The organism is Bradyrhizobium sp., from assembly GCF_017881085.1.
Taxonomy (GTDB): domain Bacteria; phylum Pseudomonadota; class Alphaproteobacteria; order Rhizobiales; family Xanthobacteraceae; genus Bradyrhizobium.
In genome coordinates this window covers 1-26160 of record NZ_JADGRI010000033.1, presented here as the reverse complement: position 1 = coordinate 26160, position 26160 = coordinate 1, and the positions used below count along the sequence as shown (strand labels likewise).

Annotated in this window: 23 protein-coding genes; 11 read left to right on the top strand and 12 right to left on the bottom strand. The window is 63.3% G+C overall.

Going from position 1 to position 26160, the window contains the following annotated elements; translation table 11 throughout:
* The 5 genes from QZ213_RS05320 to gmk all read left to right on the top strand — a co-directional run.
* On the top strand, nucleotides 1-178 hold a 178-nt coding region (locus tag QZ213_RS05320), incomplete at its 5' end, for an acyl carrier protein (RefSeq protein WP_291685014.1).
* Nucleotides 179-274: 96 nt separating this feature from the next.
* The gene (gene fabF, locus QZ213_RS05315; RefSeq protein ID WP_291685009.1) at nucleotides 275-1540 is read left to right on the top strand and encodes a beta-ketoacyl-ACP synthase II; all 1266 of its coding nucleotides are present in this window, start codon (nucleotides 275-277) and stop codon (nucleotides 1538-1540) included.
* Between the two features lie 128 nt (nucleotides 1541-1668).
* Nucleotides 1669-2937: an endolytic transglycosylase MltG gene (mltG, locus tag QZ213_RS05310; protein WP_291685008.1), complete on the top strand. Its 1269-nt coding sequence runs from the start codon at nucleotides 1669-1671 to the stop codon at nucleotides 2935-2937.
* A 176-nt stretch (nucleotides 2938-3113) separates the two neighbouring features.
* Entirely contained in the window at nucleotides 3114-4001 is an 888-nt protein-coding gene (locus QZ213_RS05305; RefSeq protein WP_291685007.1) for a YicC/YloC family endoribonuclease, read from the top strand.
* A gap of 3 nt (nucleotides 4002-4004) precedes the next feature.
* The gene (gene gmk, locus QZ213_RS05300) at nucleotides 4005-4664 is read left to right on the top strand and encodes a guanylate kinase (protein ID WP_291685006.1); all 660 of its coding nucleotides are present in this window, start codon (nucleotides 4005-4007) and stop codon (nucleotides 4662-4664) included.
* A 6-nt stretch (nucleotides 4665-4670) separates the two neighbouring features.
* On the opposite strand, the gene QZ213_RS05295 is transcribed toward gmk, so the two are convergent.
* The 9 genes from QZ213_RS05295 to lptF all read right to left on the bottom strand — a co-directional run bounded on the left by QZ213_RS05295 (nucleotide 4671) and on the right by lptF (nucleotide 15962).
* Nucleotides 4671-5621, bottom strand: coding sequence for a hypothetical protein (locus tag QZ213_RS05295; RefSeq protein ID WP_291685005.1), 951 nt, complete (start codon nucleotides 5619-5621; stop codon nucleotides 4671-4673).
* Between the two features lie 317 nt (nucleotides 5622-5938).
* The gene (locus QZ213_RS05290; protein WP_291685004.1) at nucleotides 5939-7156 is read right to left on the bottom strand and encodes an ABC transporter substrate-binding protein; all 1218 of its coding nucleotides are present in this window, start codon (nucleotides 7154-7156) and stop codon (nucleotides 5939-5941) included.
* A gap of 72 nt (nucleotides 7157-7228) precedes the next feature.
* Nucleotides 7229-8287 carry an alcohol dehydrogenase gene (locus tag QZ213_RS05285; protein ID WP_291685003.1) on the bottom strand — a complete coding sequence of 353 codons (1059 nt, stop codon included), beginning with the start codon at nucleotides 8285-8287 and terminating at the stop codon, nucleotides 7229-7231.
* A 13-nt stretch (nucleotides 8288-8300) separates the two neighbouring features.
* Nucleotides 8301-9167, bottom strand: a complete 867-nt coding sequence (rsmA, locus tag QZ213_RS05280; protein ID WP_291685002.1) for a 16S rRNA (adenine(1518)-N(6)/adenine(1519)-N(6))-dimethyltransferase RsmA — start codon at nucleotides 9165-9167, stop codon at nucleotides 8301-8303.
* Complete coding sequence (pdxA, locus tag QZ213_RS05275) at nucleotides 9164-10168, bottom strand: 4-hydroxythreonine-4-phosphate dehydrogenase PdxA (protein WP_291685001.1); 1005 nt, start codon at nucleotides 10166-10168, stop codon at nucleotides 9164-9166. Before pdxA ends, rsmA begins: the two co-directional genes overlap by 4 nt.
* Nucleotides 10169-10171: 3 nt before the next feature.
* On the bottom strand, nucleotides 10172-11113 hold the full coding sequence (locus QZ213_RS05270; protein ID WP_291685013.1) for a peptidylprolyl isomerase: 942 nt from the start codon (nucleotides 11111-11113) through the stop codon (nucleotides 10172-10174).
* An 84-nt stretch (nucleotides 11114-11197) separates the two neighbouring features.
* Nucleotides 11198-13585: an LPS-assembly protein LptD gene (locus tag QZ213_RS05265; protein WP_291685012.1), complete on the bottom strand. Its 2388-nt coding sequence runs from the start codon at nucleotides 13583-13585 to the stop codon at nucleotides 11198-11200.
* Between the two features lie 113 nt (nucleotides 13586-13698).
* Nucleotides 13699-14796 carry an LPS export ABC transporter permease LptG gene (gene lptG, locus QZ213_RS05260; protein WP_291685000.1) on the bottom strand — a complete coding sequence of 366 codons (1098 nt, stop codon included), beginning with the start codon at nucleotides 14794-14796 and terminating at the stop codon, nucleotides 13699-13701.
* Nucleotides 14793-15962 (bottom strand): LPS export ABC transporter permease LptF, encoded by a 1170-nt coding sequence (lptF, locus tag QZ213_RS05255; RefSeq protein ID WP_291685011.1) that lies wholly within the window; start codon nucleotides 15960-15962, stop codon nucleotides 14793-14795. The genes lptG and lptF overlap by 4 nt, the downstream gene beginning before the upstream one ends.
* A gap of 346 nt (nucleotides 15963-16308) precedes the next feature.
* On the opposite strand from lptF, the gene QZ213_RS05250 reads away from it, so the two are divergent.
* From QZ213_RS05250 to QZ213_RS05240, 3 genes are all read left to right on the top strand, one after another.
* Nucleotides 16309-17811, top strand: coding sequence for a leucyl aminopeptidase (locus QZ213_RS05250; RefSeq protein WP_291684999.1), 1503 nt, complete (start codon nucleotides 16309-16311; stop codon nucleotides 17809-17811).
* A gap of 20 nt (nucleotides 17812-17831) precedes the next feature.
* Nucleotides 17832-18302: a DNA polymerase III subunit chi gene (locus QZ213_RS05245; RefSeq protein ID WP_291684998.1), complete on the top strand. Its 471-nt coding sequence runs from the start codon at nucleotides 17832-17834 to the stop codon at nucleotides 18300-18302.
* A 209-nt stretch (nucleotides 18303-18511) separates the two neighbouring features.
* Nucleotides 18512-18982, top strand: a complete 471-nt coding sequence (locus QZ213_RS05240) for a hypothetical protein (protein ID WP_291685010.1) — start codon at nucleotides 18512-18514, stop codon at nucleotides 18980-18982.
* Nucleotides 18983-18987: 5 nt separating this feature from the next.
* On the opposite strand, the gene QZ213_RS05235 is transcribed toward QZ213_RS05240, so the two are convergent.
* Nucleotides 18988-20859 (bottom strand): ABC-F family ATP-binding cassette domain-containing protein, encoded by a 1872-nt coding sequence (locus tag QZ213_RS05235; RefSeq protein WP_291684997.1) that lies wholly within the window; start codon nucleotides 20857-20859, stop codon nucleotides 18988-18990.
* A 204-nt stretch (nucleotides 20860-21063) separates the two neighbouring features.
* Here QZ213_RS05235 and QZ213_RS05230 point away from each other — a divergent pair, with 204 nt between their 5' ends.
* A complete protein-coding gene (locus QZ213_RS05230; protein WP_291684996.1) occupies nucleotides 21064-21405 on the top strand; it encodes a septal ring lytic transglycosylase RlpA family protein in 342 nt (113 codons plus the stop codon).
* A gap of 243 nt (nucleotides 21406-21648) precedes the next feature.
* Here the strand turns inward: QZ213_RS05230 and QZ213_RS05225 are convergent, their stop codons facing one another.
* Nucleotides 21649-21933 carry a hypothetical protein gene (locus QZ213_RS05225; RefSeq protein ID WP_291684995.1) on the bottom strand — a complete coding sequence of 95 codons (285 nt, stop codon included), beginning with the start codon at nucleotides 21931-21933 and terminating at the stop codon, nucleotides 21649-21651.
* Nucleotides 21934-22106: 173 nt separating this feature from the next.
* On the opposite strand from QZ213_RS05225, the gene QZ213_RS05220 reads away from it, so the two are divergent.
* On the top strand, nucleotides 22107-23315 hold the full coding sequence (locus QZ213_RS05220; protein ID WP_291684994.1) for a L,D-transpeptidase: 1209 nt from the start codon (nucleotides 22107-22109) through the stop codon (nucleotides 23313-23315).
* A gap of 146 nt (nucleotides 23316-23461) precedes the next feature.
* On the opposite strand, the gene QZ213_RS05215 is transcribed toward QZ213_RS05220, so the two are convergent.
* A complete protein-coding gene (locus QZ213_RS05215; protein WP_291684993.1) occupies nucleotides 23462-24256 on the bottom strand; it encodes a dienelactone hydrolase family protein in 795 nt (264 codons plus the stop codon).
* A 454-nt stretch (nucleotides 24257-24710) separates the two neighbouring features.
* Here QZ213_RS05215 and QZ213_RS05210 point away from each other — a divergent pair, with 454 nt between their 5' ends.
* Nucleotides 24711-25337, top strand: coding sequence for a cupin domain-containing protein (locus tag QZ213_RS05210; RefSeq protein WP_291684992.1), 627 nt, complete (start codon nucleotides 24711-24713; stop codon nucleotides 25335-25337).
* Nucleotides 25338-26160: the final 823 nt, after the last annotated feature.

The window sequence follows — 26160 nt, the reverse complement described above, 5'->3', positions numbered from 1 at the left end:
AAAAGTGGTCGACAACGCGAGCTTCATTGACGACCTCGGCGCCGACAGCCTCGATACCGTCGAGCTCGTGATGGCGTTTGAAGAAGAGTTCGGTTGCGAAATCCCCGATGATGCCGCCGAGACGATTTTGACCGTCGGCGACGCCACGAAATTTCTCGAAAAGAACGCGAAGAGCTGACGCCCTGCGCGGTGCTGACGGAACCGGGCGGGCCGTGGTCGTGCGGTCCACCGGTTTCTTGTTGTGGGCCGCGAATTCTGGGCTGGAGTGCGGGATATGAGGCGGGTTGTCGTCACGGGCCTCGGCATGGTGTCGCCACTTGGCTGTGGCGTCGAACCGACCTGGAAGCGCATCCTCAACAGCGAGAGCGGCGCCAGGAAGATCGACACGTTTGACGTTTCCGATCTGACCAGCCGGATCGCTTGCGTGGTTCCGCGTGGCGACGGCACCAACGGCACCTTCAATCCGGACCAGTGGATGGAGCCGAAGGACCAGCGCAAGGTCGACGATTTCATCATTTTCGCGATGTGTGCAGCGCGCCAGGCGCTGGACGACGCCAATTGGCATCCGTCCACCGAAGACGATCGCTGCGCCACCGGCACCATGATCGGCTCCGGGATCGGCGGCCTGTCGGGCATCGCCGACACCGCGCTGCTGCTCAAGGAGCGTGGGCCGCGCAAGGTATCGCCGTTCTTTATTCCCGGGCGTCTGATCAATCTTGCTTCCGGGTATGTCTCGATCGAGCACGGCCTCAAGGGGCCCAACCATGCCGTGGTGACGGCCTGTTCGACCGGCGCCCATGCGATCGGCGATGCAAGCCGGCTCATCTCGCTCGGCGACGCGGATGTGATGGTGGCCGGCGGGACGGAGTCGCCGATTTGCCGGCTGGCGATGGCCGGATTTTGCGCCTCGCGCGCGCTGTCGACGGGCTTCAACGATACGCCGGAGAAAGCCTCGCGGCCCTACGACAAGGACCGTGACGGTTTCGTCATGGGGGAAGGCGCAGGCATCGTGGTGCTCGAGGAATATGAGCACGCCAAGGCGCGCGGCGCCAAGATCTATGCCGAGGTGATCGGCTACGGGCTGTCCGGTGACGCCTATCATATCACGTCGCCGTCGCCCGACGGCGACGGGGCATTCCGCAGCATGAGCGCCGCCATGAAGCGCGCCGGAATCAGTTCGTCGGACGTCGACTACATCAATGCGCACGGAACGTCGACGCAGGTCGGCGACGAGATCGAGCTCGGTGCGGTCGAACGGCTGCTGGGCAATGCGGCTTCCAGGGTGTCGATGTCGTCGACCAAGTCGTCAACCGGGCATCTGTTGGGCGCGGCGGGCGCGGTGGAGACGATCTTCAGCATCCTGGCGATTCGCGATAACATCGCGCCGCCAACGATCAATCTCGAGAATCCGTCGGTGGAAACCGCGATCGATCTCGTGCCGCAGACGGCGCGCAAGCGCGAGATCAATGTCGCATTGTCGAATTCGTTCGGTTTCGGCGGCACCAACGCTTCCGTGATCCTGCAGCGCGTGGCCAACTGACGCGCTTTCAGGAAGAATCCACCGATTCGCCGTATTCGGTGCTAAATCCTAGATGTGGGCGTAGACTACCGGCGGTTCGCAGCGACTCGCGAAGCCACGATTAAACCGACAGGATTCAGGTTGCATCGATGAGTGAGAGGCCGCCCATTTCGCCACGCAGCCCGCGCGCCGCGCTGGAGCCGGAGCAGGTTCCGCCGCCGCCGCGACGCTCCGAGCGTGCCCGCAATCCTTTTGTCATTTTCGGCAATGCGGTCATCACCATCATTCTGGTGCTGATGATCGGCGCCGGCGGCGGATATTTCTACGGCCGGCAGAAGATCGAGGCTCCCGGTCCGTTGCAGGAGGACAAGATCGTCAACATTCCCTCGCGCGCGGGAATGACCGACATCGCCGATACGCTGCAGCGCGAAGGCGTCATCGACAACAATCGCTGGGCGTTCATCGGCGCCGTGTTCGCGCTGAAGGCGCGCTCGGAGCTCAAGCCCGGCGAATATCTGTTTCAGAAGAACGCCAGTCTGCGCGACGTCGTCGGCACCATGGTCGAAGGCAAGGTGGTGCAGCACTCCGTCACGATTCCCGAAGGCCTGACCTCCGAACAGATCGTGTCCCGGCTTTCCGACAACGACCTCTTTGCAGGCACGGTCCGCGAGATCCCGCGCGAAGGCACCTTGTTGCCGGAAACCTACAAATTCCCGCGCGGCACCAGCCGAGAACAGGTGATTGCGCGCATGCAGCAGGCGCAGAAGCGCGTGCTGGCGGAAATCTGGGAGCGCCGCAGCCCGGACCTCCCGATCAAGTCGCCGGAGCAGCTGGTCACGATGGCCTCGATCGTCGAGAAGGAAACCGGCAAACCGGACGAACGCAGCCGTGTCGCCGCGGTGTTTGTCAACCGGCTGCGGCAGAAGATAAAACTGCAGTCGGACCCGACCATCATCTACGGACTGGTCGGCGGCAAGGGCACGCTGGGGCGGCCGATCAAGCGCAGCGAAATCCAGCAGCCGTCGCCCTACAACACCTATGTGGTCGAGGGCCTGCCGCCCGGGCCGATCGCCAATCCCGGCCGCGCCTCGCTTGAAGCCGCCGCCAATCCGGCCCGCACCCGCGACCTGTTCTTCGTGGCCGACGGCACCGGCGGTCACGCCTTTAGCGACACCTACGACCAGCACCAGAAGAACGTCGCCAAGCTGCGCGCGATGGAGAAGCAGATTCAGAACGACACCGTGGAGCCGGCTGACGATCCGCCGCCGGCCGCGGCGAGCGGCGCGCCGGCCGACACCGCCCCCACCGCCACGACGATCAAGCCGGTTCCGGCGAAAAAGCCCGCTCGCGCGGCGCCGGCCCCGGCCCGGCAGGGCGCCGCGCAGTCGACCACGTCGCCGCCGGTGGTGCAGCAATAGTCGCCCGCAGGGGCAACGGTTCTACGCCAGACCCGGACTCCGAAGGGCCGCTAACCGCTAATTTGCGCATATTGGCTCGGCAAAACCAGTATCCACTCTTGCGCAATACGCGATAAGGTCGCGCCGTCATTATCTTTGCGAATCTCACACCTTCAACTGCCGGAGAAATTCACGCGATGGCGCTGTCGAGCATGACCGGTTTTGCGCGTAGCCACGGCGCCAGCGGACCCTATGCATTCGAATGGGAGCTGAAGTCGGTCAACGCCAAAGGCTTCGACCTGCGAATGCGGCTGCCGCCCGGTTGGGATGAACTCGAAGCCTACGCCAAGAAGCGCGCCGGCGAGGTGCTGTCGCGGGGCACGGTGTATGCCAATCTGAACGTCAAGCGCACCGGCGCGGCCTCGACCATCCGGATCAATGAAGATGTACTGGCCTCGATCGTGAAAGTGGCCGGCGTGCTTGCCGGCCGGATCGACGCGGTGGCGCCGAGTATCGACGGGCTGCTGGCGATCAAGGGCGTCATCGAGGTCGTCGAGCCCGAAAGCAGCGAGGACGAGGACAAGGCGGCGAAGGCGGCCGCCGCGGCCGCGTTCGATCAGGCGCTGCTCGACCTCGTCGAGATGCGTCAGCGCGAGGGCGTGACGCTCGGACAGATCCTGATCCAGAGGATGGATGAGCTCGAGCGTCTGGCGCAGAAGGCGGAGGTCGCTCCCGGCCGCAAGCCCGAGGCGATCAGGGCGCGGCTTGCCGAGCAGATCGCGACGCTGCTGGAAACCTCCGACCGCTTCGACCCCGAGCGGCTCAATCAGGAAGCGCTGCTGATCGCCGCGAAGGCCGATATTCGCGAAGAGCTCGACCGCATCGCCTCGCACGTTTCGCAGACGCGCGAGATGATCGCCAAGGGCGGCCCGATCGGACGGCGGCTCGATTTCCTGGCGCAGGAATTCAACCGCGAGGTCAATACCTGCTGCTCGAAGTCGAACGATCTCGAATTGACCAACGCGGGCCTTGCGATGAAGAACGTGGTCGAGCAGTTCCGCGAACAAGTCCAGAATCTGGAGTGAGGCATGACGGCGGGTGGCGGCGGCTTCGACGGGGTTGAGCGGCGCGGACTGATGTTCGTGCTGTCGTCGCCGTCGGGTGCCGGAAAGACCACGCTGTCGCGCCTCCTGATCGAGCGGACGCCCGGCCTGAAGATGTCGGTGTCGGCGACGACGCGGCCGATGCGGCCGGGCGAAGTCGACGGCCGCGATTATCGCTTCATCGGCAAGGCTGAATTCGAAGCGATGGCCAAGCGTGGCGATCTGCTGGAATGGGCCACCGTGTTCGACAACCGCTATGGCACGCCGCGCGTTCCGGTCGAGACCGCGCTATCGGCGGGGCAGGACGTGCTGTTCGACATCGATTGGCAGGGCACCCAGCAATTGCGGGAAAAAGCGCGCGCCGATGTCGTCAGTGTCTTCATCCTGCCGCCGTCGGCCGCCGATCTCGAAAGGCGCCTGCACTCCCGGGCCCAGGATTCCGATGAGGTGATCCGCGGGCGAATGAGCCGTGCCAGCCACGAGATGAGCCATTGGGCCGAATATGATTACATCGTGATCAATCACGATATCGACGACGCGTTCGCCGAAGTGCAGTCGATCCTCCAGGCCGAACGGCTGAAGCGCGAGCGCCGGACCGGTTTGACGACGTTCGTGCGGGAGCTGCAGCGGCAGCTGGAGAAATAGCGGCCGTCAGTTACGGGCTTGCTTCGATAGCTGCGCGTAAAATTCGGCAACCCTGTCGTTGGGCTCGCCGGATTGATCGAGGTCACGCGGAAAACGCGGCCGGCGCGGGACAACGTCGGCGTTCGGGCGAGCCGACAGCCCGATTCGGTCGCGCTCCACAGGTTCCCAGATATTGTCGCGGCGTACGCGCAAGCGGGCGGTGCGCCGCGCTCCGCCGAATTTGAGGACGAGGCTTGCGGTGATGCCCGCGAGCGCCAGCGCGCCGGTCATCACCGCCAGCAGCATCGGGAGCGAGGCGGGCAGGCCTTGCGACGAGTCCGCCGCGGCGAGTGGGACCGCGGCAGCCGCAGGCGGCGGAGCTGCCGCCGTATCGGATTGCGCTCTATCGGATTGCGAAGAATCGGATTGCGGCTCTGATGGCTCATTCGCCGCCATCTGGCTGGTCTCCGGTTGCGGATTGACCGTCGCCGGACTCACGGCGGAGGGGTCGGGCCACCGCGAGGCGACGACCGATTGCGACGCGTCGGCGTCCGGCGCGGTCGCATTGTTATTTCCGTTCACCGCCGGATTGGCCGGTATCGCCGCAGCAACAAGGCCACCATTGCGGGTTGGCGGTTGGATGCTCGTCTGGGGAGGCAGTTCGGCATGCGCGTCCGCGATCGAGCGCTGCATTGGTGGTGCCGCGACGAGCGGCGCAACCGGCTTTGCCGAACCGGAGGAATTCGGCGCGGCGGTTTGCGAAAGCGGTTCGCGTTCCGCCCGGAGATACCAGCAATGGCGATTGGTGGCACGATCGATGCGGTAGTACCAATGACTGCCCTCGGGGGTTTCGGCTCTTGGAGCGGCAAGGCAATCATCTGCCGCGCGCGCCGCGTTGGGCGATATGCCGGCAAGCGCGGCGCCGGCGAGAACACTGGCGAAGATTGCGGAAACGAATTTCGCAGCTCGGTCTGGCATCTGCCCCTCCGGTGATGATACGCGACACCTCACGCGCCATATCTCCGCAAAGACTTGGGTGGCAATGAGCCGCAATTCCGGAAGGGGTAGGGTTTAATTTAGGCTCGCATTTGCAGCTGAAATGCCCAACATGCGTCGAAAAAACAGCGGTTTCTTGTTATTGTTCTGACGCGCCGCGGCGGGACGCTGCAGCGGCCGGATTGCCGGAATCGATGAGGGATACCGCGGGGGGTTGCCGACCGCGCTCGCCGAACCGCTGGGGTGTCCGCTGATGCGAAGCGCCGCAAAAGGCGGCGCCACGCCTTTCCGCAGCAGGGTTAGTCGCTCGCGAGCACGTCGCTGAACAGCACGTAGCGTGAGCCGTCGAAGCGCACCAGCCGCATCTGCTTGATCGGACGCAGATCGGTCGGGCTGGTCCTGAGGCGGATCCCGGGCAGCAGCAGCGGCAGCTCCATGTCGAGGTGGGAGGCCTGCTTCATGATGTTCTCGCGGGTGAGATTGTCGCCGCATTGCTTGAGCAGCTGCACCACCGCGTAACCGATATTGTAGCCATAGGGCGCGTAGTAGTCGCTCTTGCTGATACGGGGGTTGTACTTGTCCATCCACGCGTTCCAGGCCTTCATTTCCGGATCGTCCTGCCATTGCGGGTCCGCCGGGTCCTTTTGATAGGCCGCCGAGATGATGCCCTTCGCCGCTTCAAACCCGGCCGGCTTGATCGCGCCCGCGATCGACGAACCGACGCTGACCACGAATTCCTGCGGGTGCCAGTCGATGTCATAGGCCTTGCGAATGGCCTGGGCGGCGAATTTGGGGATCGTGATGATGAAGAAGACGTCCGCGCCCGAAGTCTTCAGCGAAACCACCTGGGAATCGACGGTGGGGTCGGTGGTGTTGTAGGTCTGCGTCGACACGATCATCGTCGACGCCTTGTCGCCGAGGCCACGCTTGAAGCCCAAGAGATAGTCGCGGCCGAGATCGTCGTTCTGCGCCAGGATGCCGATCTTGGCATCGGGTTTCGCCGACAGAATGTACCGGGCGTAGATCTCGCCTTCCGACGCGTAATGCGGCGTCCAGCTCATCGTCCAGGGATAATGCTCGGGATCGTTGAAGACGGTTGCGCCGGTGCCGATGAACAGGTGCGGCACCTGTTTCTGGTTGATGTACTTGACCACGGCCATATTGGTCGCGGTGCCGACGGGATTGACCAGGAACAGCACCTCGTCGCTTTCGATCAGGCGCCGAATCTGCTCCACCGTCTTGGGCGGGCTGTAGGCGTCATCGAGACTGATGAAATTGATCTTGCGGCCGTCGACCCCGCCCTGGTCGTTGACCATCGCGAAATAGGCGGTGGCGGAAACCGCGCCGGCCGAATAGGCCGACGCCGGGCCGCTATAGGGCGTGGTGGTGCCGATCTTGATTTCGGTGTCGCTGGCGCCCGGACTGTATTGCTTCTGTGCCGGGGCCGCCGTCCCAGCCAGGCAGAGTGCGAGCGCCGTCACCGCGGCGAGCGTCGAATGATGCCTCCAACAAGCCATTAGTGTCCTCCCTGCAAGCGAGGCTACATGGCACTCCGCCTCTTTTTGGCGAGGCTTGTAAGATGCGCTGCCTCAGTTCTTCAGCACGATACGCCCGACAACTTTTCCGGCCCGCAATTCATCGATCCATTTCTGGACGTCGCCCATGGGCTCTTCTTTCATGGGCGTCGGCTTGATCTTGCCGGCGCGCGCCAGCGCCATCAGTTCATGCCCTTCGGCCAGCGTTCCGACCATGAAGCCCTCGATCGTCATGCGCTTGTAGATCCACTGTACCATAGGCAGGCTGAAATTGCCGCCCATCAATCCGGACACCACGATCTTGCCGCCGCGCGCGACCGCCGAGACCGCGAAAGCCATCGACTTCTCGTTGCCGGCAAAATCCACGATCTCGTCGAAACCGCCTTCGGTCTCCTTGAGGATGCGCTTGACCACGTCCGCTTCGGAAGGGTCGTAGGCCACGGCGGCGCCGTTGTTCAGCGCTGCCTCGCGCGCCGCCGGGCTCAAATCCGCAACCGAGATGCTTTGCTTGAACATGGCCTGCGCGAAGGAAAGGCCCATCATGCCGACGCCGCCGAGCCCGATCAGCAGCAGATTGCGCTGCCGCGGCCGGTCGACCAGCCGCTTCAGCGCGCCATAGGCGGTGACGCCGGAGCACATCAGGGTCGCCGCCTGATTGACCGGCAAGGGATCGTAGTCCAGCAGGTATTTTGCGTCCGGCACCAGCACGTGGCTGGCGAACCCCCCGTCGATGGAGACGCCGAGAAAACGCTGCTTGACGCAGAGATTTTCGTCACCATTGGCGCAGTCACGGCATTGTCCGCAGCCGATCCAGGGAAATACCGCCTTCTTCTTGCCGATCAGGTCCCTGGAAACGTCGGGGCCGACTTCCTCGACGACGCCGGCGATCTCGTGTCCGAGCGTGAAAGGCAGCGTCATGCCGCGGGTGGTATCGAGCCGTTTGCCGCCGCCGAGGTCGGCGTAGCCGTCCTGGATATGCAGGTCGGAATGGCACAGTCCGCAGCGCTCGATGCGGACCAGGACTTCCTTGGCCGCAGGTTTCGGCGTGTCGACGATGGTTTCACACAATGGCGCATCGAATTTGACCAGTGATTGACGTCGCATGAGCGCCATGGTGCTTCTCTCCTTAAGGCACGTTCGATTTTGTGCTGCGTATATCGGTCAATTCGCGGGCCATGGCAACAAAGCCGGAGACCGGAATCGTCTCGGCGCGCCGCGTCGGATCGACGTTGGCGGCCGCAGCCAGCAGGGCCGGGTCGACCGCCAGCGATTTGAGGCTTTGCCTCAGCATTTTCCGCCGCTGTCCGAACGCGGCGGCGGCGACCTGCTCGAGCGTCCTGCGGTCGCACGGCTCCGGCGTGCTGCGCGGTACCAATCGCACCACCGAAGAGGTGACCTTTGGTTGCGGCACGAAGGCGGCCGGAGAAATGTCGAACAGGATTTTCGTCTCGGCGCGCCAGTTGGCGAGCACCGCCAGCCGTCCGTAGGCTTCGTCATCCTCGCGCGCAACGATACGCTCGGCCACCTCGCGCTGAAACATCAGGACCATCATGTCGTACCATGGCGGCCACGGTTCGATCGACAGCCAGTCGATCAGAAGCGCGGTCGCAATGTTGTAGGGCAGGTTGGCGACGATTTTCGCTCTGGTGCTGCCGAGCAGCGGCCGTGGATCGAAGTGCTGCGCGTCGGCGCACACGATCTCCAGGCGTCCCGGATACCGCCTGGAGATATCTTCCAGCGCCGGAAGCGCGCGCCGGTCGCGCTCCACCGCGATGACATGCCGCGCGCCCAATGCCAATAACGCGCGCGTCAGCCCGCCGGGACCGGGGCCGACCTCGACGATCGTGGCGTCTTCCAGCGGGCCCGCGGCGCGCGCGATCCGCGCCGTGAGATTGAGATCCAGCAGGAAATTCTGCCCCAGGGATTTTCGGGCCGACAAAGCATGCCGGCGAATGACCTCGCGAAGCGGCGGAAGGTCGTCGATCGCGCTCATGCCGGCAGCATGGCCGCCATGCGGGCGGCCAGCCGCAATGCCGCGACAAGGCTGGACGGACTGGCCTTACCGGTACCGGCGATATCGAAGGCCGTGCCGTGATCGGGGGACGTGCGAATGAACGGCAGTCCGAGCGTGACGTTGACGGCATCGTCGAAAGCCAGCGTCTTGATCGGGATCAGGGCCTGATCGTGATACATGCAGATCGCGCAGTCATAGGTCTTGCGCGCGGCGTCGTGGAACATGGTGTCCGCCGGCAGCGGACCGCGAACCGCGATGCCTTCGCGGCGCAGCGTCTCGACAGCCGGCGCCACGATCGCCAGGTCCTCGGTGCCGAGCGAGCCGTCTTCGCCGGCGTGGGGATTGAGGCCGGATACCGCCAGCCGCGGGTTGGCGAGGCCGAAGCGGGTTTTCAGATCCGTCACCACGATACGGGCGGTCGTGACGATCAGTTCGCTCGACAACTGCGCGATCGCCTCGCGCAACGAAACATGGATGGTCACGGGAACGACGGCGAGGGCAGGCGACCACAGCATCATCACCGGCTGCGGCGTGTGGCTGCCGGTCGCCGCCAGTTCGGCCAGAAATTCGGTATGGCCGGGATGCCGGAATCCGGCGCGGTAGAGCACGCTCTTGGCAATCGGATTGGTGACGACCGCGCTGGCCCGCCCCTTGGCGACGTCGACGACCGCCTGACGAATGGAGGCGATGGCGGCGTCCGCGCTGGTGTGGTCCGGCCGGCCCGGCTGTGCCGTCGCGGGGTGGCCGATGGCGACCACCGGCAACGCATCGGCGAAGGTGGCAACTGCCTGCTCGGCGCTGATATCGGCAATCGCAACGCTGAGCCCGAGCAGCTTTGCGCGGCGCCTGAGGAAGTCGGGGTCGCCGAGCAGGTAGAATGCGGGGATCTTCAGCTCATTCCGGCGCAGCCATGCCGCGATGGTGATATCGGGCCCGATACCCGCGGGTTCGCCTGAAGTCAGCGCGAGAGGCTTTGCCATGCGTCAATGACATTCAATCATTGCGGCTTTGCGGATTTCCTGCAGATACCATTTCGACTTCGCCTCGTATTTCTCCGCATACATCTTGTCGCGGATTTCCTTCTTCTTCGGGGTGTCGACGGTGGTGGGTTGCCGCGCGCACAGCGCCACCATTTCAACGCCCTGTTTGGTGACCTCCGGCGCGGTCAAATGGCCGATTGGGGTCTTGTCGAGGACTTCACGGAGGACCGGCGGAATGTCGGCCGAGGTCTTGACCACGGTATCGCGTATCGCGGCATTGGGCATGGACTTGAAGAGAGCGTTGGCCTCGGCACAGCTCTGCACGCGGGCGCGCAACGCTTCGGCCTCCTTTTGCCTTCCTTCGACGACAGCGGTGGCTGATCCGCGCGGGACGACCAGAACGATCGGCTGCATCTTGTATTCGAAGGCGTCGCCGCCTTCCTGTTTTTCATCGCCTCCGCCGGCCTGGACGGCGGCGGCGACGTCCTTCTCGCCGACCTGGAGGCTCTCCTTGTAGCGTCCACGCACCAGGCTGGTCCAAACCATGTCGGCCTTGATGCGGGCCTTCAGCGTGTCGGCCCGAATGCCCTGGCTTTCGAGAGACTTCGCCAGTAGCTCCGGCGAGGTTCGCATCCTCCCGGCCATCGACGCAAAAGCCGCTTCGATATCGGCAGCGGAAGGGTCGACTCCGAATTTCTTGGCTTCCTTGATCTTCAGCTTTTCATCGGTCAGCTCATTGACCACCTGCTGCCGGTCGGCTTGCTTGTGAGTGGTCAGGAAGGTCAGCTTGCTGCGCTGTTCGATATCGTAATTGGTGATGGGGTCGCCGTTGATCATGCAGGCGACGGACTGCGCATGCGATGGCGTGGCGCAGCCGATCAGCAGGAGGCTCGCGGCGCAGCGGAGGATGAGGGGGGAGAGGCGATGAGAGAACGTGGTCGTCATTGTCATGTTCGCAATATCAGCCGGTTCGAATTGCAGTGGCGACGGCGGGAACCAGTCTCGCGGTCGCGCGCCGACGCCAATTTTCTACTGAAGGCCACTAGCTCCGCTGGCTGACGTGGCCGAATTGGCGATGGTCCGCAAGCCGATCTGCAGCATGAAGGAGTGGTTGAGCACAGGCGGCGTGGTGCCGGCGGCATAGTTGTAGGATGTCACGTAGTTGGCTGCCAGCACGAAGCAATCGTCCACATATCCGGCGCCTATGACGTACTGGTTGATCTTGTTGGCCTCGAGATCCCACCGGGCGCTTCCCGAGACCACCCAGTTGGCGGCCAGCTTGAGCGACGCGCTGCCCAGCAGGCCTTCGCGGCGGGTCAGGTAGCCCAGTTCCGGCTGCGGGGCATAATTGCCGTACAACATGCTGACCGACCAGCGGTCGAAAGCCGCGCGACCTTCGGCCTCGAAGCGATTGATGTTCAGCGTCGCCTCGTCCATGCGCGAGCGCACGCTGAAGGTGTAGGTGCGGTTGGGCGAGTAATTGACGCGCGCGACGTAGTCGGACTTCGCGTTCTGCAGGCCGGAATCGACCCCGGTATTGGTCACGTCCCGCACCGCGAACGAGTTCATGCCGAACAACTGGTAGGACTGCCCGAACAGCACATTGACCGAGCCGCCGCGGTCGAACTGCGTGGTCGCCTGGGCGCCGACATTGGCGCGGCCGCCGCCTTCAACGCGATCGTAGCCGGAGAATTTGTCGACGCTGAACAGATTGCTGGCGTCGAACACCATGCTCTGGGCGTCTTCGTTGGGAAGCTTGCCGGCATAGGATTCGTTGGGACGGGCGATGACCTGCGCGATCGGCTCGATCGTCGTGGTGCCCCAGGGCTGAACGTTGATGAAGGGATAGCGATATTCGAGGCCGATGGTCGGCATCACCCGCACGGCCTGGGTGTTGCCGACCGGCAGGAAGTTGGAAACGCCGGGCTGGTTCGAGATCTCGGCGTCGACGGCGTCGGCGCGGATGCTCGCGAACGGGGTCCAGATTTCGCCCGCCGAATCGGTGAACGACCGCCGCCACTGCGCCTCGGCCGTCGCCCGCGTGTAGGTGCCCGGCATGCCGCGCAGCAGGCACTGCGCCGGCAGCCGCGCCAGCGGATCGGCGGAGGCCGCCATGCACAGGTTCTGGTTGGTGGCCAGGGTCGTGATCGGGTCGAAGGCGGCGTCGTTGCGCGTCAGGCTTGTGAAGTTGGTCTTGTAGCTGACCTCGCCGCCGAACAGGTTGTAGTTCAGGACGTTCGAATAATCGATGACCGGGTGAATGACCGGAACCTGCTGCTGGAAGCCGGAAAAGCTGAGATAATAGATGGTGCGCGCGTCGAAGTAGCTGCGGTTGCCGACGCCGGTCAGATACAGCTGTGAAATGGCTTCCGTCGGCAGGCTGAGGAACGAGGCCAGCGGATCCTTGTACTGGGACAGCCGGTAGTCGGACATGAAGTAGTAGTCCGAGAGCACGACGCCGTCCCAGCCCCATACCCACTTGTCGCTCAGGGCGAACTGTCCCTTGGTTTCGACGCCGCCGCGGAACTGCCGGTCGCCGGGCTGTCCGGCAAAGGCTTTCTGATCGAGCTGGTCGATGCCGTAGGCGCGGATCTGATACCCTCCGTCCAGCAGGCGCTGACGGAATTCGCCCTGCAACAAGACGCCCTGCCGGCTCATGAAGCGCGGGCTGAAGGTCGCGTCGTAGTCGGGCGCGATCGCCCAGTAGAACGGCGTTTCAACGCCGTAGCCATAGGTCGAATTCTCCGAGAAAGCCGGCATCAGGAAGCCGGTCTTGCGCTTCACGGTCGGATCGGGCGTCGAAAAATACGGCATATACGCCATCGGAACGCCGAAGAACTCGAGCTGCGCGTTTTCGAAGTACAGCATCTTGTCGGTCTGGTCGTGAATGATGCGCGCGCCCTTGACCTGCCACAATGGCGGCTTTTTCGGATCGTCCCGGCAGGGGGCGCAGGCGGTATAGACGCCGTTTTCGAACACGGTGTAGTTGCCGCTGGAGCGGTCCGCGCGGGTCGCGGCCATCCGCGTCGCGTCGGCGGTGTCGACCCGCAGCGAATCGACGAACCCGTCGCGGTAGTCGTCGCTCAGGTCCATGATGTTGGCGTAGGTGATCTTGCCGTCCGCATCGGTCATGCGGATGTTGCCCTCGGCATGCAGGCGCTTGGTCTTCTGGTCGTAGATGACCTTGTCGGCTTCGACGCTCGTGCCGTTATAGAACATCTGCACGTTGCCGACGGCCGATACCCGGGAATTGTTGTAGTCGTAGTCGACCTCGACCGCCTGGACCAGCATCTGGCCGTCGTTGGCCACGCGGGGCGGCACCGACCGAGTGGGTGGCGGATTGTAGGTGAAGCCCTGCGCCGAGGCCGGGTTTGCGGTCGCCAGCCCGAGCACGCCGGCAAGCAGGCCCGCGAAAATGAGCGCGAGAACGGCCGCGCCGGCCGCGGTCAAGCGACCGCGATAGCGGCGCGCTGCGGCGCGCCGCCCGAACGCGGGCGGCCTTCCCTGGCGGGTGGCGACGACAACAGCCACTACCCGTCCTCCTGGTACAGCAAGGCCAAAAAGCCGGTGAGGCCGCCAACGAACACAGGCAGCCACGCCGCAGCGATCGGATGCATCAACTCAGCCTTGCTCAAATCCTCAGTTACTTTCGACAGAACGTAGAGCAGAAAGCCTGCGCCCACGCCACTCAAAACCATCTTTTGCACGCCGCCGAAACGGAAGAAGCGCAACGAGACGGACGCCGCCAGCATGACCATTGCGGCCAGCAAAAACGGCTGTGCGATGAGCTTATGGTACTGCAGCCGGTAGCCGGCCGTCGCAAATCCGGAGCTTTCCGAAGACCGGATATAGCTCGGAAGTTGCCAAAAAGACACAGTCTCCGGAGTCGAGAAACTGTTGCGGACCTGGGCCGGGGTGAGGCTGGTCGCAAGCCTGAACTCATCCTGCTCGATCGGGGGTCCGTCGAGGGCATAGCGGCGGGCCGATTTGAACAGCCAGTAGCCGTCCTCGAGCGTCGCCTCGCGCGCTTCGATTCGCTCCTTGAACTGGAAGTCATTGTCGAATCGGAACAGCGTCAGTCCGGTCAGCCGCACGCCCTGCTGCTCGCTGCGCGCTGCGTTGATGATGACCTGGCCGTCACTGTTGACCTGATTGATCCAGAAGCCCGAGGCGTCCTGGATGCCGCCGCCGGGCGCGGAGCCGAACAGCTCCGCCTCCATCTTCTTGGAGAGCTCGCGCAAATTCGCGGACATCGGATTGTAAGCGGTGGTGGCCAAAATTCCGAGCACGATCGCGCTGGCCAGCGCCGGTGCGATGAACTGCCACGCCGAGACGCCGGCGGCGCGTGCGACCACCAGTTCCAGCCGCCGCGAAAGCGCGAGATAGCAGGTCATCGCCCCGATCAGGATGCAGAACGGCATCATCTTCTCGAGCAGCTGCGGGACACGGAACAGCGACGTTTCCGCGACAATGACTGCCGATGCCGACACCAGCCCCGACGTCTTCCTGACCATTTCGATATAATCGACCAGCACCAGCAGCACGAAGATGGACGCGAACACGCCCAGCGCCGAAACCACAAAGCGGCCGGCAAAATATCGCCCGAGCGTGTTGGTTACCATGCTCATGCTGTGACGGGCCGCCCGATCAGCCGCAACAGACGCGCGTTCGATTTGTTGATGGCTTCGATCAGCGCCGCGGGCGGTTCCACCACCACGCCGGCGACGATGATCCACGTGCCCGCGGCGATCGACGCCGCGAGCATCAGGTATTGAACGAGCGGGGCGAACGGCGATTTCACCGCCATGACGGAGCAGGCAAATCCCGCCATCCGCAGTCCGAACACCGCGAGAATCGAACTGCCGATCGAAAAATTGCGGCTCTGACGCGTCGTGCGCGGTGCGCCGAGGAACGCGAAGGTGAGGGCTGCGAACGCGAAAGGATAGATCGGCGCCATGAAGCGGTCATGCAGCTCGGCGCGGAACTGCCCGGGCAACTGCATGTAAACCGGATCGTCGTCCGGCGGCGACAGCAATTCCCAGAGATAGCGTTCGCGAATCCCCAGCGCTGCGTCGTGGCCCTGGTTGGAGAATTTCGACATGTCGAAACCATAGCGCTCGAACTTGACCAGCGCGGGATCGCGTTTGCCGGCTTCGAACCGCTCCAGATTGCCGTCTTCGAGAATCAGATACGACCCGCTGCTGTTTTTCAGCACCGTTCCGTGATCGGCGACGATGGTGACACGTTCTTTCGGATCGCGGCGGTCATCGACAAAGATGCCGGCGAGCACGCCGCCGGGCTGCCGCTCTCGAATCCGGATGGTCAGGTTCTGATCGAGCTGGGCAAAGCGGCCGGGCTGCAGGATGTTGGTCAGCACGTCGGCGGTGATTTCGGCATCCCACTGCTTCAGGCGGCGCAAGCCGTCGGGCGAGAGATAGGCGGCGATGAAGGCAACCAGGATCGCCACCACGACGGTCGCATAGAGAAACGGACGGAACAGCCGGAACGGCGAAAAGCCGGCCGCGTTCATCACGATGATCTCCGAGTCGGTCGCGAGCTTGTTGAGGGTATGCGAGATCGCGATCATCAGCGCGATCGGCGAGATGATCAGCACCAGCGCCGGGATCACCAGGCTGGTGATGCCGAGAAAGGTGAGGATGGTCTGGCCCTGGCTGGTCATCAGGTCGATGCCGCGCAACGCCTGCGTAATCCAGATCACCCCTGTCAGGCTGACCAAGACCAGCGTAAACGACGCCAGGGTCGTCCGAAAAATGTACTTGTCGATCGACCCCATCGCCACCGCACGATCCCGCCCCGCAGACCGGATTGGCGGTTCCACGACCAATCCCGAACCCGGGATCCCCTATGGCCGTGCCGCCTTTATCTAGCTGCCTATTGTCTCACTACCATCCCTTTGATCCGTCAACAAAATGGCTGCGCCATGGCACCCTCTGGATACGGTTAATAATTCGTGTGATGTGACCTTGCGGCCACTGCCGGAGCTTGGCAGCAGAGGCCGGGAGGCCATAGTGTGCGGGACGTGCTCTTGGCGGACGTGAATCGCGGCCGGATGAGAACACTCCGAGCGCCGCCCGGCGGGTTCCCGACCAGCGACAGCCCCGACTTTGGAGGATTTCCCTATGCCCGACGCCGTCAAGGTCGGCTTCGTTCCGTTTTCCGCCGCCCCGCGCGGCATTCTGGTGATTTTCTGCGATGATTCGCTGAAACTGGGCGCGGCCACGCGCAAGGCGCTGGGGGCGGCCGCCAATCTTGTTACGCGGGCGGCGGCGACCAACCAGTTCAAGGGCAAAAGCGGGTCCACGCTCGATATTCTGGCCCCGGAGGGTCTTAAAGCGCCGCGCCTGATCGTGGTCGGCGCCGGCAAGCTCTCGGGCCTCAAGGACAACGACTTCGTCAAGCTTGGCGGCGCGGCCGCCGGCAAGCTTCTTGCCGGCAAGGAAGCCGTCACGATCATCGCGGAATTGCCGGATGGACCGATGAAGCCCGGGCAGGCGGCTGCGGTCGCATCGGGCCTGCGGCTGCGCGCCTATAAATTCGACCGCTACAAGACCAGGAAGAAGGACGGCGAGGATGCCGCCTTGCGGGCGGACATTTCGCTCGCGGTCGGCGATGTCGCCGCCGCGCGAAAGGCATTCGCGCCGGACGCCCACATCGTTGACGGCGTCATCGCCGCCCGCGATCTCGTCAACGAGCCGCCGAACGTATTATTCCCCGAGGAATTCGCGCGCCGCGCCAGCCAGCTTCGCAAGCTCGGTGTCGTCGTCGAGATTCTCGACGTCAGGGCGATGACCAAACTCGGGATGGGGGCGCTGCTCGGCGTCTCCCAGGGCTCGGCGCGGCCCGGCCGCACCGTGATCATGCGCTGGAACGGCGGCAAGCGCGGCGATCAGCCGGTTGCCTTCATCGGCAAGGGCGTTTGCTTCGATACCGGCGGCATTTCCATCAAGCCGGCCGGAAGCATGGAGGACATGAAGGGCGACATGGGAGGTGCGGCCTGCGTCGTCGGGCTGATGCACGCGCTGGCGGCGCGCAAGGCGAAGGCCAACGTGGTCGGCGCCATCGGTCTGGTCGAGAACATGCCCGACGGCAACGCGCAGCGCCCCGGCGATATCGTCACCTCGATGTCGGGCCAAACCATCGAGATCATCAACACCGACGCCGAAGGCCGGCTGGTGCTCGCCGATGTGCTCTGGTACGTGGCGAAGAAGTTCAAGCCGAAATTCATGGTCGATCTGGCAACGCTGACCGGCGCGATCATGGTGGCGCTCGGCACCGAGCATGCCGGGCTGTTCTCCAACAATGACGAGTTGGCCGAGCGATTGACCAAGGTCGGGCTGTCGACGGGGGAACGCGTCTGGCGCATGCCGCTCGGCCCCGAATACGACAAGCAGATCGATTCGCAGTTCGCCGACATGAAGAACACCGGTGGCCGACACGGCGGTTCGATCACCGCCGCGCAGTTCCTGCAGCGCTTCGTCGACGACACGCCGTGGGCGCATCTCGACATCGCGGGAACGGCGATGGGCGCGCCGAAATCCGACATCAACCAGAGCTGGGGATCGGGCTATGGCGTTCGCCTGCTGAACCAGCTGGTCGCGGAGTATTACGAAGCCAAGAAATAGCTGGAAATAGCCGGAATCCCATGACCGAAGTGCTGTTCTACCATCTGCAGAACATGTCGCTCGAAAGCGTTCTGCCGCCGTTGCTCGAAAAATCGCTGGAGCGGGGCTGGCGGGTCGTGGTGCAGTCGACATCGCAGGAGCGCGCCGAGGCGCTGGATGCGCATCTGTGGACCTATCGCGATGATTCGTTCCTGCCGCACGCGACCTGGCGCGCGGGCGACGCAGGCCGCGCCGGCGATGCGCAGGACCAGCCGATCGTGCTTGTAGTGGAAGAGGGCAACCCGAACAGGGCCAATGTCAGGTTTCTGATCGACAATGCCGCGCTGCCCGCGGACTCCCATGCCTATGAGCGGATGGTGCTGGTTTTCAACGGCGACGACGGCGATGCACTCGCCGCCGCGCGGGGCGCCTGGACCGATTGCAAGGCGCGCGGCTTCGAGGTGACCTATTGGCAGACCGACGAGCGGGGCCGCTGGCAGCGGCGGGAATAGCGATACCGGGCAATCGATGATAGGCTGCGTTTGGCGGAAGCGCTTTGAGTCTGGCCACGGTCGTGCCGCAAAGTGATGGTGGGACAAACGCTTATCCGACCGGGGTGGGAATCCAGTTCATCGTGCAAGACAGCAATTTCAAGCGAAAACGACTGCTGGCGCTGCTTCTGTTCGCGCCGCTGATCGCGGGCTGCGCCGGCGCATCCGATATGCTCACGCGGGATGCCGAGTGGTTCTCGGGCCCCAGCCGGCTGTTCATCCGGAACATCCAGGCGCCGCCGCTGTCGCCCGACAAGCCGGTGACGGCCGAGGATCTGGTCAGCGCCGAGGGGTATTGCCCGGGGATGGCGCCTCCCGCCGGAGGTCCCGCGGATGCCAACGCCGCGGCGGCCGACGCCGCGGCCGGCGGGCCGGTCGTTCCCTCGACGTCGGGAACGGTGGCGCTGGGTCATGTCGAGTGCGACGTGGTGCGCGGCATCGGCGCGCCCGCCAGCGTCAGTCTCTCCAGTAGTCCGGGCGGCGAACGTGTGGCGGTCGTCACCTATCTGCAGGGGCAGCGCGCCGGAATCTACACCTTCACGGCAGGACGCCTGAGTTCGATCGAGCGCGCGCCGCATGCTGAGCCGGCGCCGAAGACGGCAAGATCGGCGAAGCCGAAGAAAAAACCGGCGGCGACGTAACCGGCTCAGCCGGTGGCCTCGTCATATTCCGAACTCGCGGCCAGCCACGCTTCCTCGGCCCGCTGCAACGCGCTCTCGGCGCCGGCGCGCGCCTTGACGAGCTGGGCGGCCTGCTTCGGATCGCGCTTGAACAGATCCGGCAACGCCAGCGCGGTGTCGATCTTCGCGATAATGCCGTTGATGCGCGCGATCTCGGCTTCGGCATCCGAAATCCTCTGCTTCGGCGACGCGCGCTTTTCGCCCTTGCCGCGCTGGGGTTTGTCGCGGCCGCGCTCGTTGCCGCCGCCGTCACGGGAGCTGACGCGCATGCCGCGTGCCGACAGCACCATGCGCCGGTAATCGTCGAGGTCGCCGTCGAAATTCGTCACCGCATGATCGGCGACCACCCATAATTGATCGGCGCAGGCTTCGATCAGGTAGCGATCGTGCGAGACCATGATGACCGCGCCGGGAAATTCGTTGATCGCTTCGGCGAGCGCCGCGCGGCTGTCGATATCCAGATGGTTGGTCGGCTCGTCGAGAATGATCATGTTGGGGCCGAAGAAGGTCGCAAGTCCCAAGAGCAGCCGGGCTTTTTCGCCGCCCGACAGGCTCCTGACCAGGGTGTCGCCGGCCTTGCCCGAGAAGCCGATCGCGCCGGTCCGCCCGCGCACCTTGGTCTCCGTCGCATCCACCATCAGCCGGCGGACGTGATCGTAGGGCGAGGCGTCGAGATCGAGTTCATCGACCTGATGCTGCGCGAAATATCCGACCGAGAGCTTGTCGGCGCGGGTGACATGGCCGGAGAACGGCGGCAGCTTGCCCGCCAGCAGCTTGACCAGCGTCGACTTGCCGTTGCCGTTTGAGCCGAGCAGCGCGATGCGGTCGTCGGTGTCGATCCGCAAAGTGACGCGGTTCAATACCGGCTTCTTCGGATCGTAGCCGACCGAGACGTTGTCGACCGCGATGATCGGCGGCGACAGCATCTTCTCAGGCACCGGAAACGAGATTTCGCGCACGTCCTGCGTCACCAGCGCGGTGACGGGCTTCATCCGCTCCAGCATCTTGACGCGGGACTGCGCCTGACGGGCTTTCGAGGCCTTGGCCTTGAAGCGGTCGACGAAGGCCTGCAGGCGCTTGCGCTCGTCGGCCTGGCGCTTGGCGTGCTTGGCGTCCAGCATTTCGCGCATGGCGCGCTGCTCTTCGAACGAAGAATAGGTCCCCTTGTAGAGCGTCAGCTTGCCGCGATCGAGATGCAGGATCTGGTCGACCGATGTGTCGAGCAGGTCGCGATCATGGCTGATGACGATCACGGTGCGCGGATAGTTCGCCAGATGGTCTTCGAGCCACAGCGTGCCCTCGAGGTCGAGATAGTTGGTCGGCTCGTCCAGCAGCAGGAGATCGGGCGCGGAAAACAAGGTCGCGGCGAGCGCGACGCGCATCCGCCAGCCGCCGGAGAATTCCTGGCAGGACCGCGCCTGATCCGCGGTCGAAAATCCGAGGCCGCTGAGAATAGCCGCAGCGCGGGCGGGCGCCGAATGGGCGTCGATATCGACGAGTCTCGTCTGAATATCCGCGATCCGGTGCGGATCGTGGGCGGTATCGGCTTCCGTCAACAGGGCATCGCGCTCGAGGTCGGCCTTGAGCACGACCTCGATCAGGCTTTCCGGCCCGTTCGGGGCTTCCTGGGCAAGGCTGCCGACCCGCCAGCGCGGCGGGATCGCGATGGAACCGCTTTCGATCGGCAATTCGCCGCGGATCGCGGCAAACAGCGTCGATTTGCCGACCCCGTTGCGGCCGACGAAGCCGACGCGGGCACCCGGCACGATCTGCGCGGTGCCATGATCGATCAGAAGCCGCCCGGCGATGCGGACCGATATTTCGGTGAGGGAAAGCATGCGGGGTTGTCACCGCTGCGGCCGTCAAACGCAACCCCTCCGCAATAAATTTTGCTGCGTCGCACAATGACCGTATTTGAATAGGAAGTGGCCTCCATCAACTGCGAACTTGTTTCGAGTTGCTACAACATCAACAAGATATGAGGCTATAGATTGAAACGTCGACGCATCACAGTACTTGGAATCGGAATTCTAATCGCATCTATGTCGTTCTCTTCTTCGTCCATGGCGGCAACACAGACCGGAATTGCATCGGTATACAGTGGCGAGCCGACCGCCAACGGAGAGTATGCCCATGCTTCCGCACTCACCGCAGCCCATCGCACGCTGCCGTTCGGCACCATGGTCGAGGTCACCAACATCCAGACCGGCCGCTCCGTCGTCGTCCGCATCAACGATCGCGGTCCCTACATCCGGGGTCGCGTGATCGACCTGACGCCGGCCGGCGCCCGCGCGATCGGATCGTCCGGCCTCGCGCCGGTCACGCTGACTGTGCTGTCCGTCGGGACTCGCGGCAGCCGTTCGGACCGTACCGTCAAGGGCTGAACCGGCTTCGGCTACAACTGACCCTGACGGTCCTGCTCGTGATGGGAAGAAGGCCGTAGAGAAATCTGTGGCCTTCTTCTGACGGTGAGAAGGCGGCGAGGCGTCGGTCAGTACCCGCGCAAATGTGCCTAATTGTGACTACGGCCTTGTAAATACGGCCCAATTTTCGACCCACTAAGACCAGATTTGAAGGAGAACCTGTACTCGCAAAGTCGCGATTCTGGTTGGTCCTCGCATGCAACTTCACTGCATGAGGTACTGAATGAGGAAGCAGACTCCGTTCATCGCTTTCGCCGCTTGCATTGCTACGCTCTCGTCAATCGAGATATCGACTGCGCAAGCGAAGCAAAGATGCAGTGCCGCGATTCCGTCACATCCGCACGGGTATTGGTCCTGGCGTCTGATCGACGGAAGAAAATGCTGGTACGAAGGCAAGCCCATGCTTTCGAAATCTTCGTTGGAGTGGTCCGCGCAGGCTTCAGCACCACCGAATTCCGATGGAGAACCAACAAGCGTTGTGCCGGACAAGCCCGGCAATCCCCTGGATTCACAAGCGTATGCACCGGATGACTCGGATACTTTCGATGCGCGGTGGCGTGCTATCGGAATGACCCGCTAGAGCGTTTTCGAGAGAAGTGGATACGGTTCGCGTGAAAAAAAAGCGGCGCGCGGAAACGCCTGAACTGTGTCGTGAGCGCGCCATGTCTGCATCTCTCTACGGAGGCATCAAGATCGGATTGATCCGCGCGATGACAATGGCGGTCGCCATTTTCCTGCTCTCTCCAGCAATCGCGCACGCTCAATTTCCGTTTTGGTCCCGCCACAGTTTCTGGCCAAGCCACTACGCTCCCTTCAAACACAGGCACCATCACCGGCGGGCAAATTCTGAGTCGACCAGGCACGCCCGGCCCGAGGACCGTCCAACCGGCCCGCTCCAGATCATCATCTCGATCGCAGACCAACGGGTCTCGCTTTTTGACAACGGGACCTTGATCGCGCGCTCTTCGGTGTCCACGGGAGTTAAGGGGCATCCTACGCCGCTGGGTGTGTTCAGCGTGATCGGCAAACAACGATGGCACCGTTCGAATATCTATAGCGCTGCGCCCATGCCCTACATGCAGCGCATCACCTGGTCGGGGATCGCGTTGCATGCCGGGGTCGTGCCTGGGTATCCGGCGTCACACGGCTGCATCCGCTTGAAGAAGGGCTTTGCCGCCCGACTCTGGCGTCTCACGAAGCGCGGCACGCGCGTGATCATTGCGCACGACGAGGTCCAGCCGGTCGAGATCACCAATCCGCACCTTTTCAAGCCGAAAGCCGTGTCCGGTTCGCCGGAATTCGGGTCTGGCACAGCCGCGGGCAACAGCATGGGTACAGCCGCGGCAACGCAGGGATCGCCAGCGTCCAGCGCTGAAACTCCGGAAACCGCCGGTCCTCAGATTCCAGGCCCGGCTCCCGCGCGAGCCGCACCTAAAAAGATCGTTCCGATCTCCGTCTTCGTGAGTCGCAAGTTGAGCAGGCTGTTCGTGCGTCGGGGCTTCTCGCCGTTGTTTGACGTTCCGGTCAAGATCGAAAATCCGGAGGAGCCGCTGGGAACGCACGTGTTTACCGCAATGGAATTCCAGAACGAGGGAGCGGCCATTCGCTGGACCGTCGTGTCTATACCGAAGGAATTTCCTCGCATGTCCGAGGTCGCCCCGAAGGAGCGCGAAGCCTCCGCGACGCAAACCGCCCCATCGGTATCGTTGCCCGACAAGGCCAACGCGGCCCTCGACCGTATCGAAATCCCCGAGGATACGATTGGCAGGATATCCGAACTGTTGACGCCGGCCTCTTCATTGATAGTTTCCGACGACGGATTTAGCCATGAGACGGGAAAAGGCACGGATTTCATCGTGGTGACGCATTGATGCCGAAACATCGGCAAATGCGGGCTGCACGCTGACCCCGGAGCTAAATCCTGTGCAGATCATCTAACCGTGGGGCAGCCACTTCGGCAGAGGCAGCGACCCGCATCGAGCGAATTCAGTCCTTAGCTGCCAACGTCGTATGTCTGTTATTTTTGAAGGTCGGCGGCAAAGAACTTGGCTGCCTCGGCCTTCGCTTCCTGATCCACCTTGGCGTCGTATCTGAGCGGCAGGTTGAACTTCTTGCCGAGCTCGGTCGCTTCGGGGTTCGTGAACGCGTGCACCGCGCCGGGATACTCGATGATCCGATAATCGGCCTTCGCTGCGTCGAAATCCTTCTTGAGCGCATCGTACTGCTCGCGCTTCACGAAGGGATCGTCCGCGCCATTCAGGATGAGGATCTTCGCCTTGACGGTTCCCGGCGCCGGGGCCGGGGTATTGAGGCCAAGCGATGCGTGAAAGCCGGCAACGGCCGCGAGGTCGGCGCCGGCGCGCGCCATGTTCAGCACGACCGCGCCGCCGAAGCAGTAACCGACGGCGCCGATCCGCTGGGGATTGACCGAGGCTTGCCTGGCGAGTTGGTCCCGCGCCGCGTTGAAGCGCGATTCCATCACCTTCGGGTCCTTCATCACCGAAGACGAGAGCGCGCCGGCGTCCTTCGGATTGTCGGCCGTCCTGGCGTCGCCGTACATGTCGGCAATGAAGGCGGTGTAGCCCTGCTGCGCGAACTTCCGCGCCTCGTCATGGATGTGCTTGGTAATGCCCCACCATTCATGCACCATGACGATCCCGGGCCTCCTGGCCGTGACGGCGTCGTCGTAAACGACGAAGCCCTTCATGGTGGTATCGCCGGCCGTATAGGTGACCGGCTCTTCCCTGATCGCCGCGTTTGCGTTCGCGACCATTGCGATGGCGCAGAGTGCTCCCACGATAATCGTTCGCATGACGACCTCCTGCGGATTTTGGCACAAGTACATTGGCATGCCCGCCGTTTGGACGCCAGCCCGCAGGATGGGTGGAGCAGCGATACCCGTTACGTGATGGACTTAGCCGCGGTCAGGGAATGACCGTGCTCGTCGTGACATCGCGTGGTGAGACTCGGAATCGATCCCGAGGATTGAGCAGGCGATGTCAGGAATCATGGTGGGGATTTTGGCGAGCGGCCATAGCACGTGCTGCAAGCCAATGGGTTTCCATCCTACGGGCTGAGCGGCGGATTACGCCTCGCCCGAAATTTCGGAGAAAACCGGAAGTGACCGGCGCACGATTAAAACGACGGGATTGACCCGAGGCGGAAGTCGCGCGGACTTTTCATGAAGAAGGTGTTATCGTTCGTGGTCTGCCGTTCCGCTCCAGTTAGTCGATGCGATGCTGAAAGAGCAATCGAGGAGTGACACGATGAACCCGCGAAGATTGGACACATGGTATTTCACCGCTTGGGTGGTTTCGCTGTTTACAATTGCGTTATTGTCGACGTCGCGGTTAGCAGCGGAGCCTGGACAATTCATTGTCAGCCCGGTAGCGGAAAAAAAACTAAATGGTCTTCCACCGGGACCACTCTATTGGCGGATCGAGAATTTCCCGACCCTCGACGAAGCGCAAAGCGCCGCGGCCGCTAGTCCCACGTCGTTGGCCGCAGCAGTCTCGGGCAAGGTCTGGCTATTTACACTCGGCCAGAAGGGCGGCACGACGGCCGGCGGCACCAAAGTTGCTGAGGTCGGCCCGGTGCCGGTCTTCGCAGCGCCCGAATATCTCCTGCGGATCAATCATGCCGGCGGTCCGCCCGGCTCCAAGACACCGGTGCATTCACATCCCGGCTCGGAGTCTTTCTATGTGCTTGCTGGTCAGGTCGGCCAGAGAACGCCGCATGGGGTAAGCCGCACGGAGGCTGGCCAGACAATGGTCGGCCACGGCCCGGACATGCCCATGGAGGTATTCAGCAGTGGGACGACCGACCTGGATCAACTGGTGATGTTTCTGTTGGATGCGACCAGACCCGCCTCGGCGCCGGCCAGGCTTGAGTGAGGGATGCATCGCCTTATGGCACGAAGCGTCATCTATTACGGCGCAACGGCGATGAGCCGATCCGTTCTGGCGCGACGTCGCAAGGCTGATGCTTGCCTGTTGATATCGTCCACGCCGGAAACGGCGGCAAGCTTGCGCAAGCATCGAGCTATTTCGAAAACAGCCGGCCTCACCTGGGCGGTCTCTGCCATCGCCTGGTGTCCAGCCGCTCTTGTTGGTTGGCCAAAGTACGCCATGCTGCTTCCATTCGCATGAAGGCAGCCCTGGTTTCCTCGTCTTCGGCTCTTTCAGCGAGGAAGGCGCAGTCAGCAGCATTATCACGATAAAGATCAGCCAAACTCATTCCCGCTAGATGGACTGGGGATGACTTGTTTCAACAGAAAAGCTGCATGAAATGTTTGTAAGACGAGCTCATGGGTGATTGAGAAGGCGTAACCCGAAGCGCCCCGGGGCATTTGCGCGTAAAATCCAATTTCTCCCGCCGGATCAAGCTGTTTCTACCTGTCCAGTCCCGCTGCAAAAAATATTCGGCTTCGCGATTGACTCAAATCACCTTCCTATCCCCGCCGTCCCGCCCCACAGAGGGGCGCTGGCCATCGTCACAGACGCGGGGCGGGATGCGGTGGACGCGAGCGGTGCTTCTGACGAGAGCGCCAGACTCCGCCTTCGCCAAGACTTCGGCGGACGGGTACCAAGCCCGGCGAAGCCTTTGGCGTAGACGGTCGCGGACGGAGAAGTCGTGTGGTCCTGACGCCTCGACGCTGGCGTCAAGTCGGCAGCTAAGACGCCGCCGATGACGGTGACAAAAAAGCCCGATCGCCGA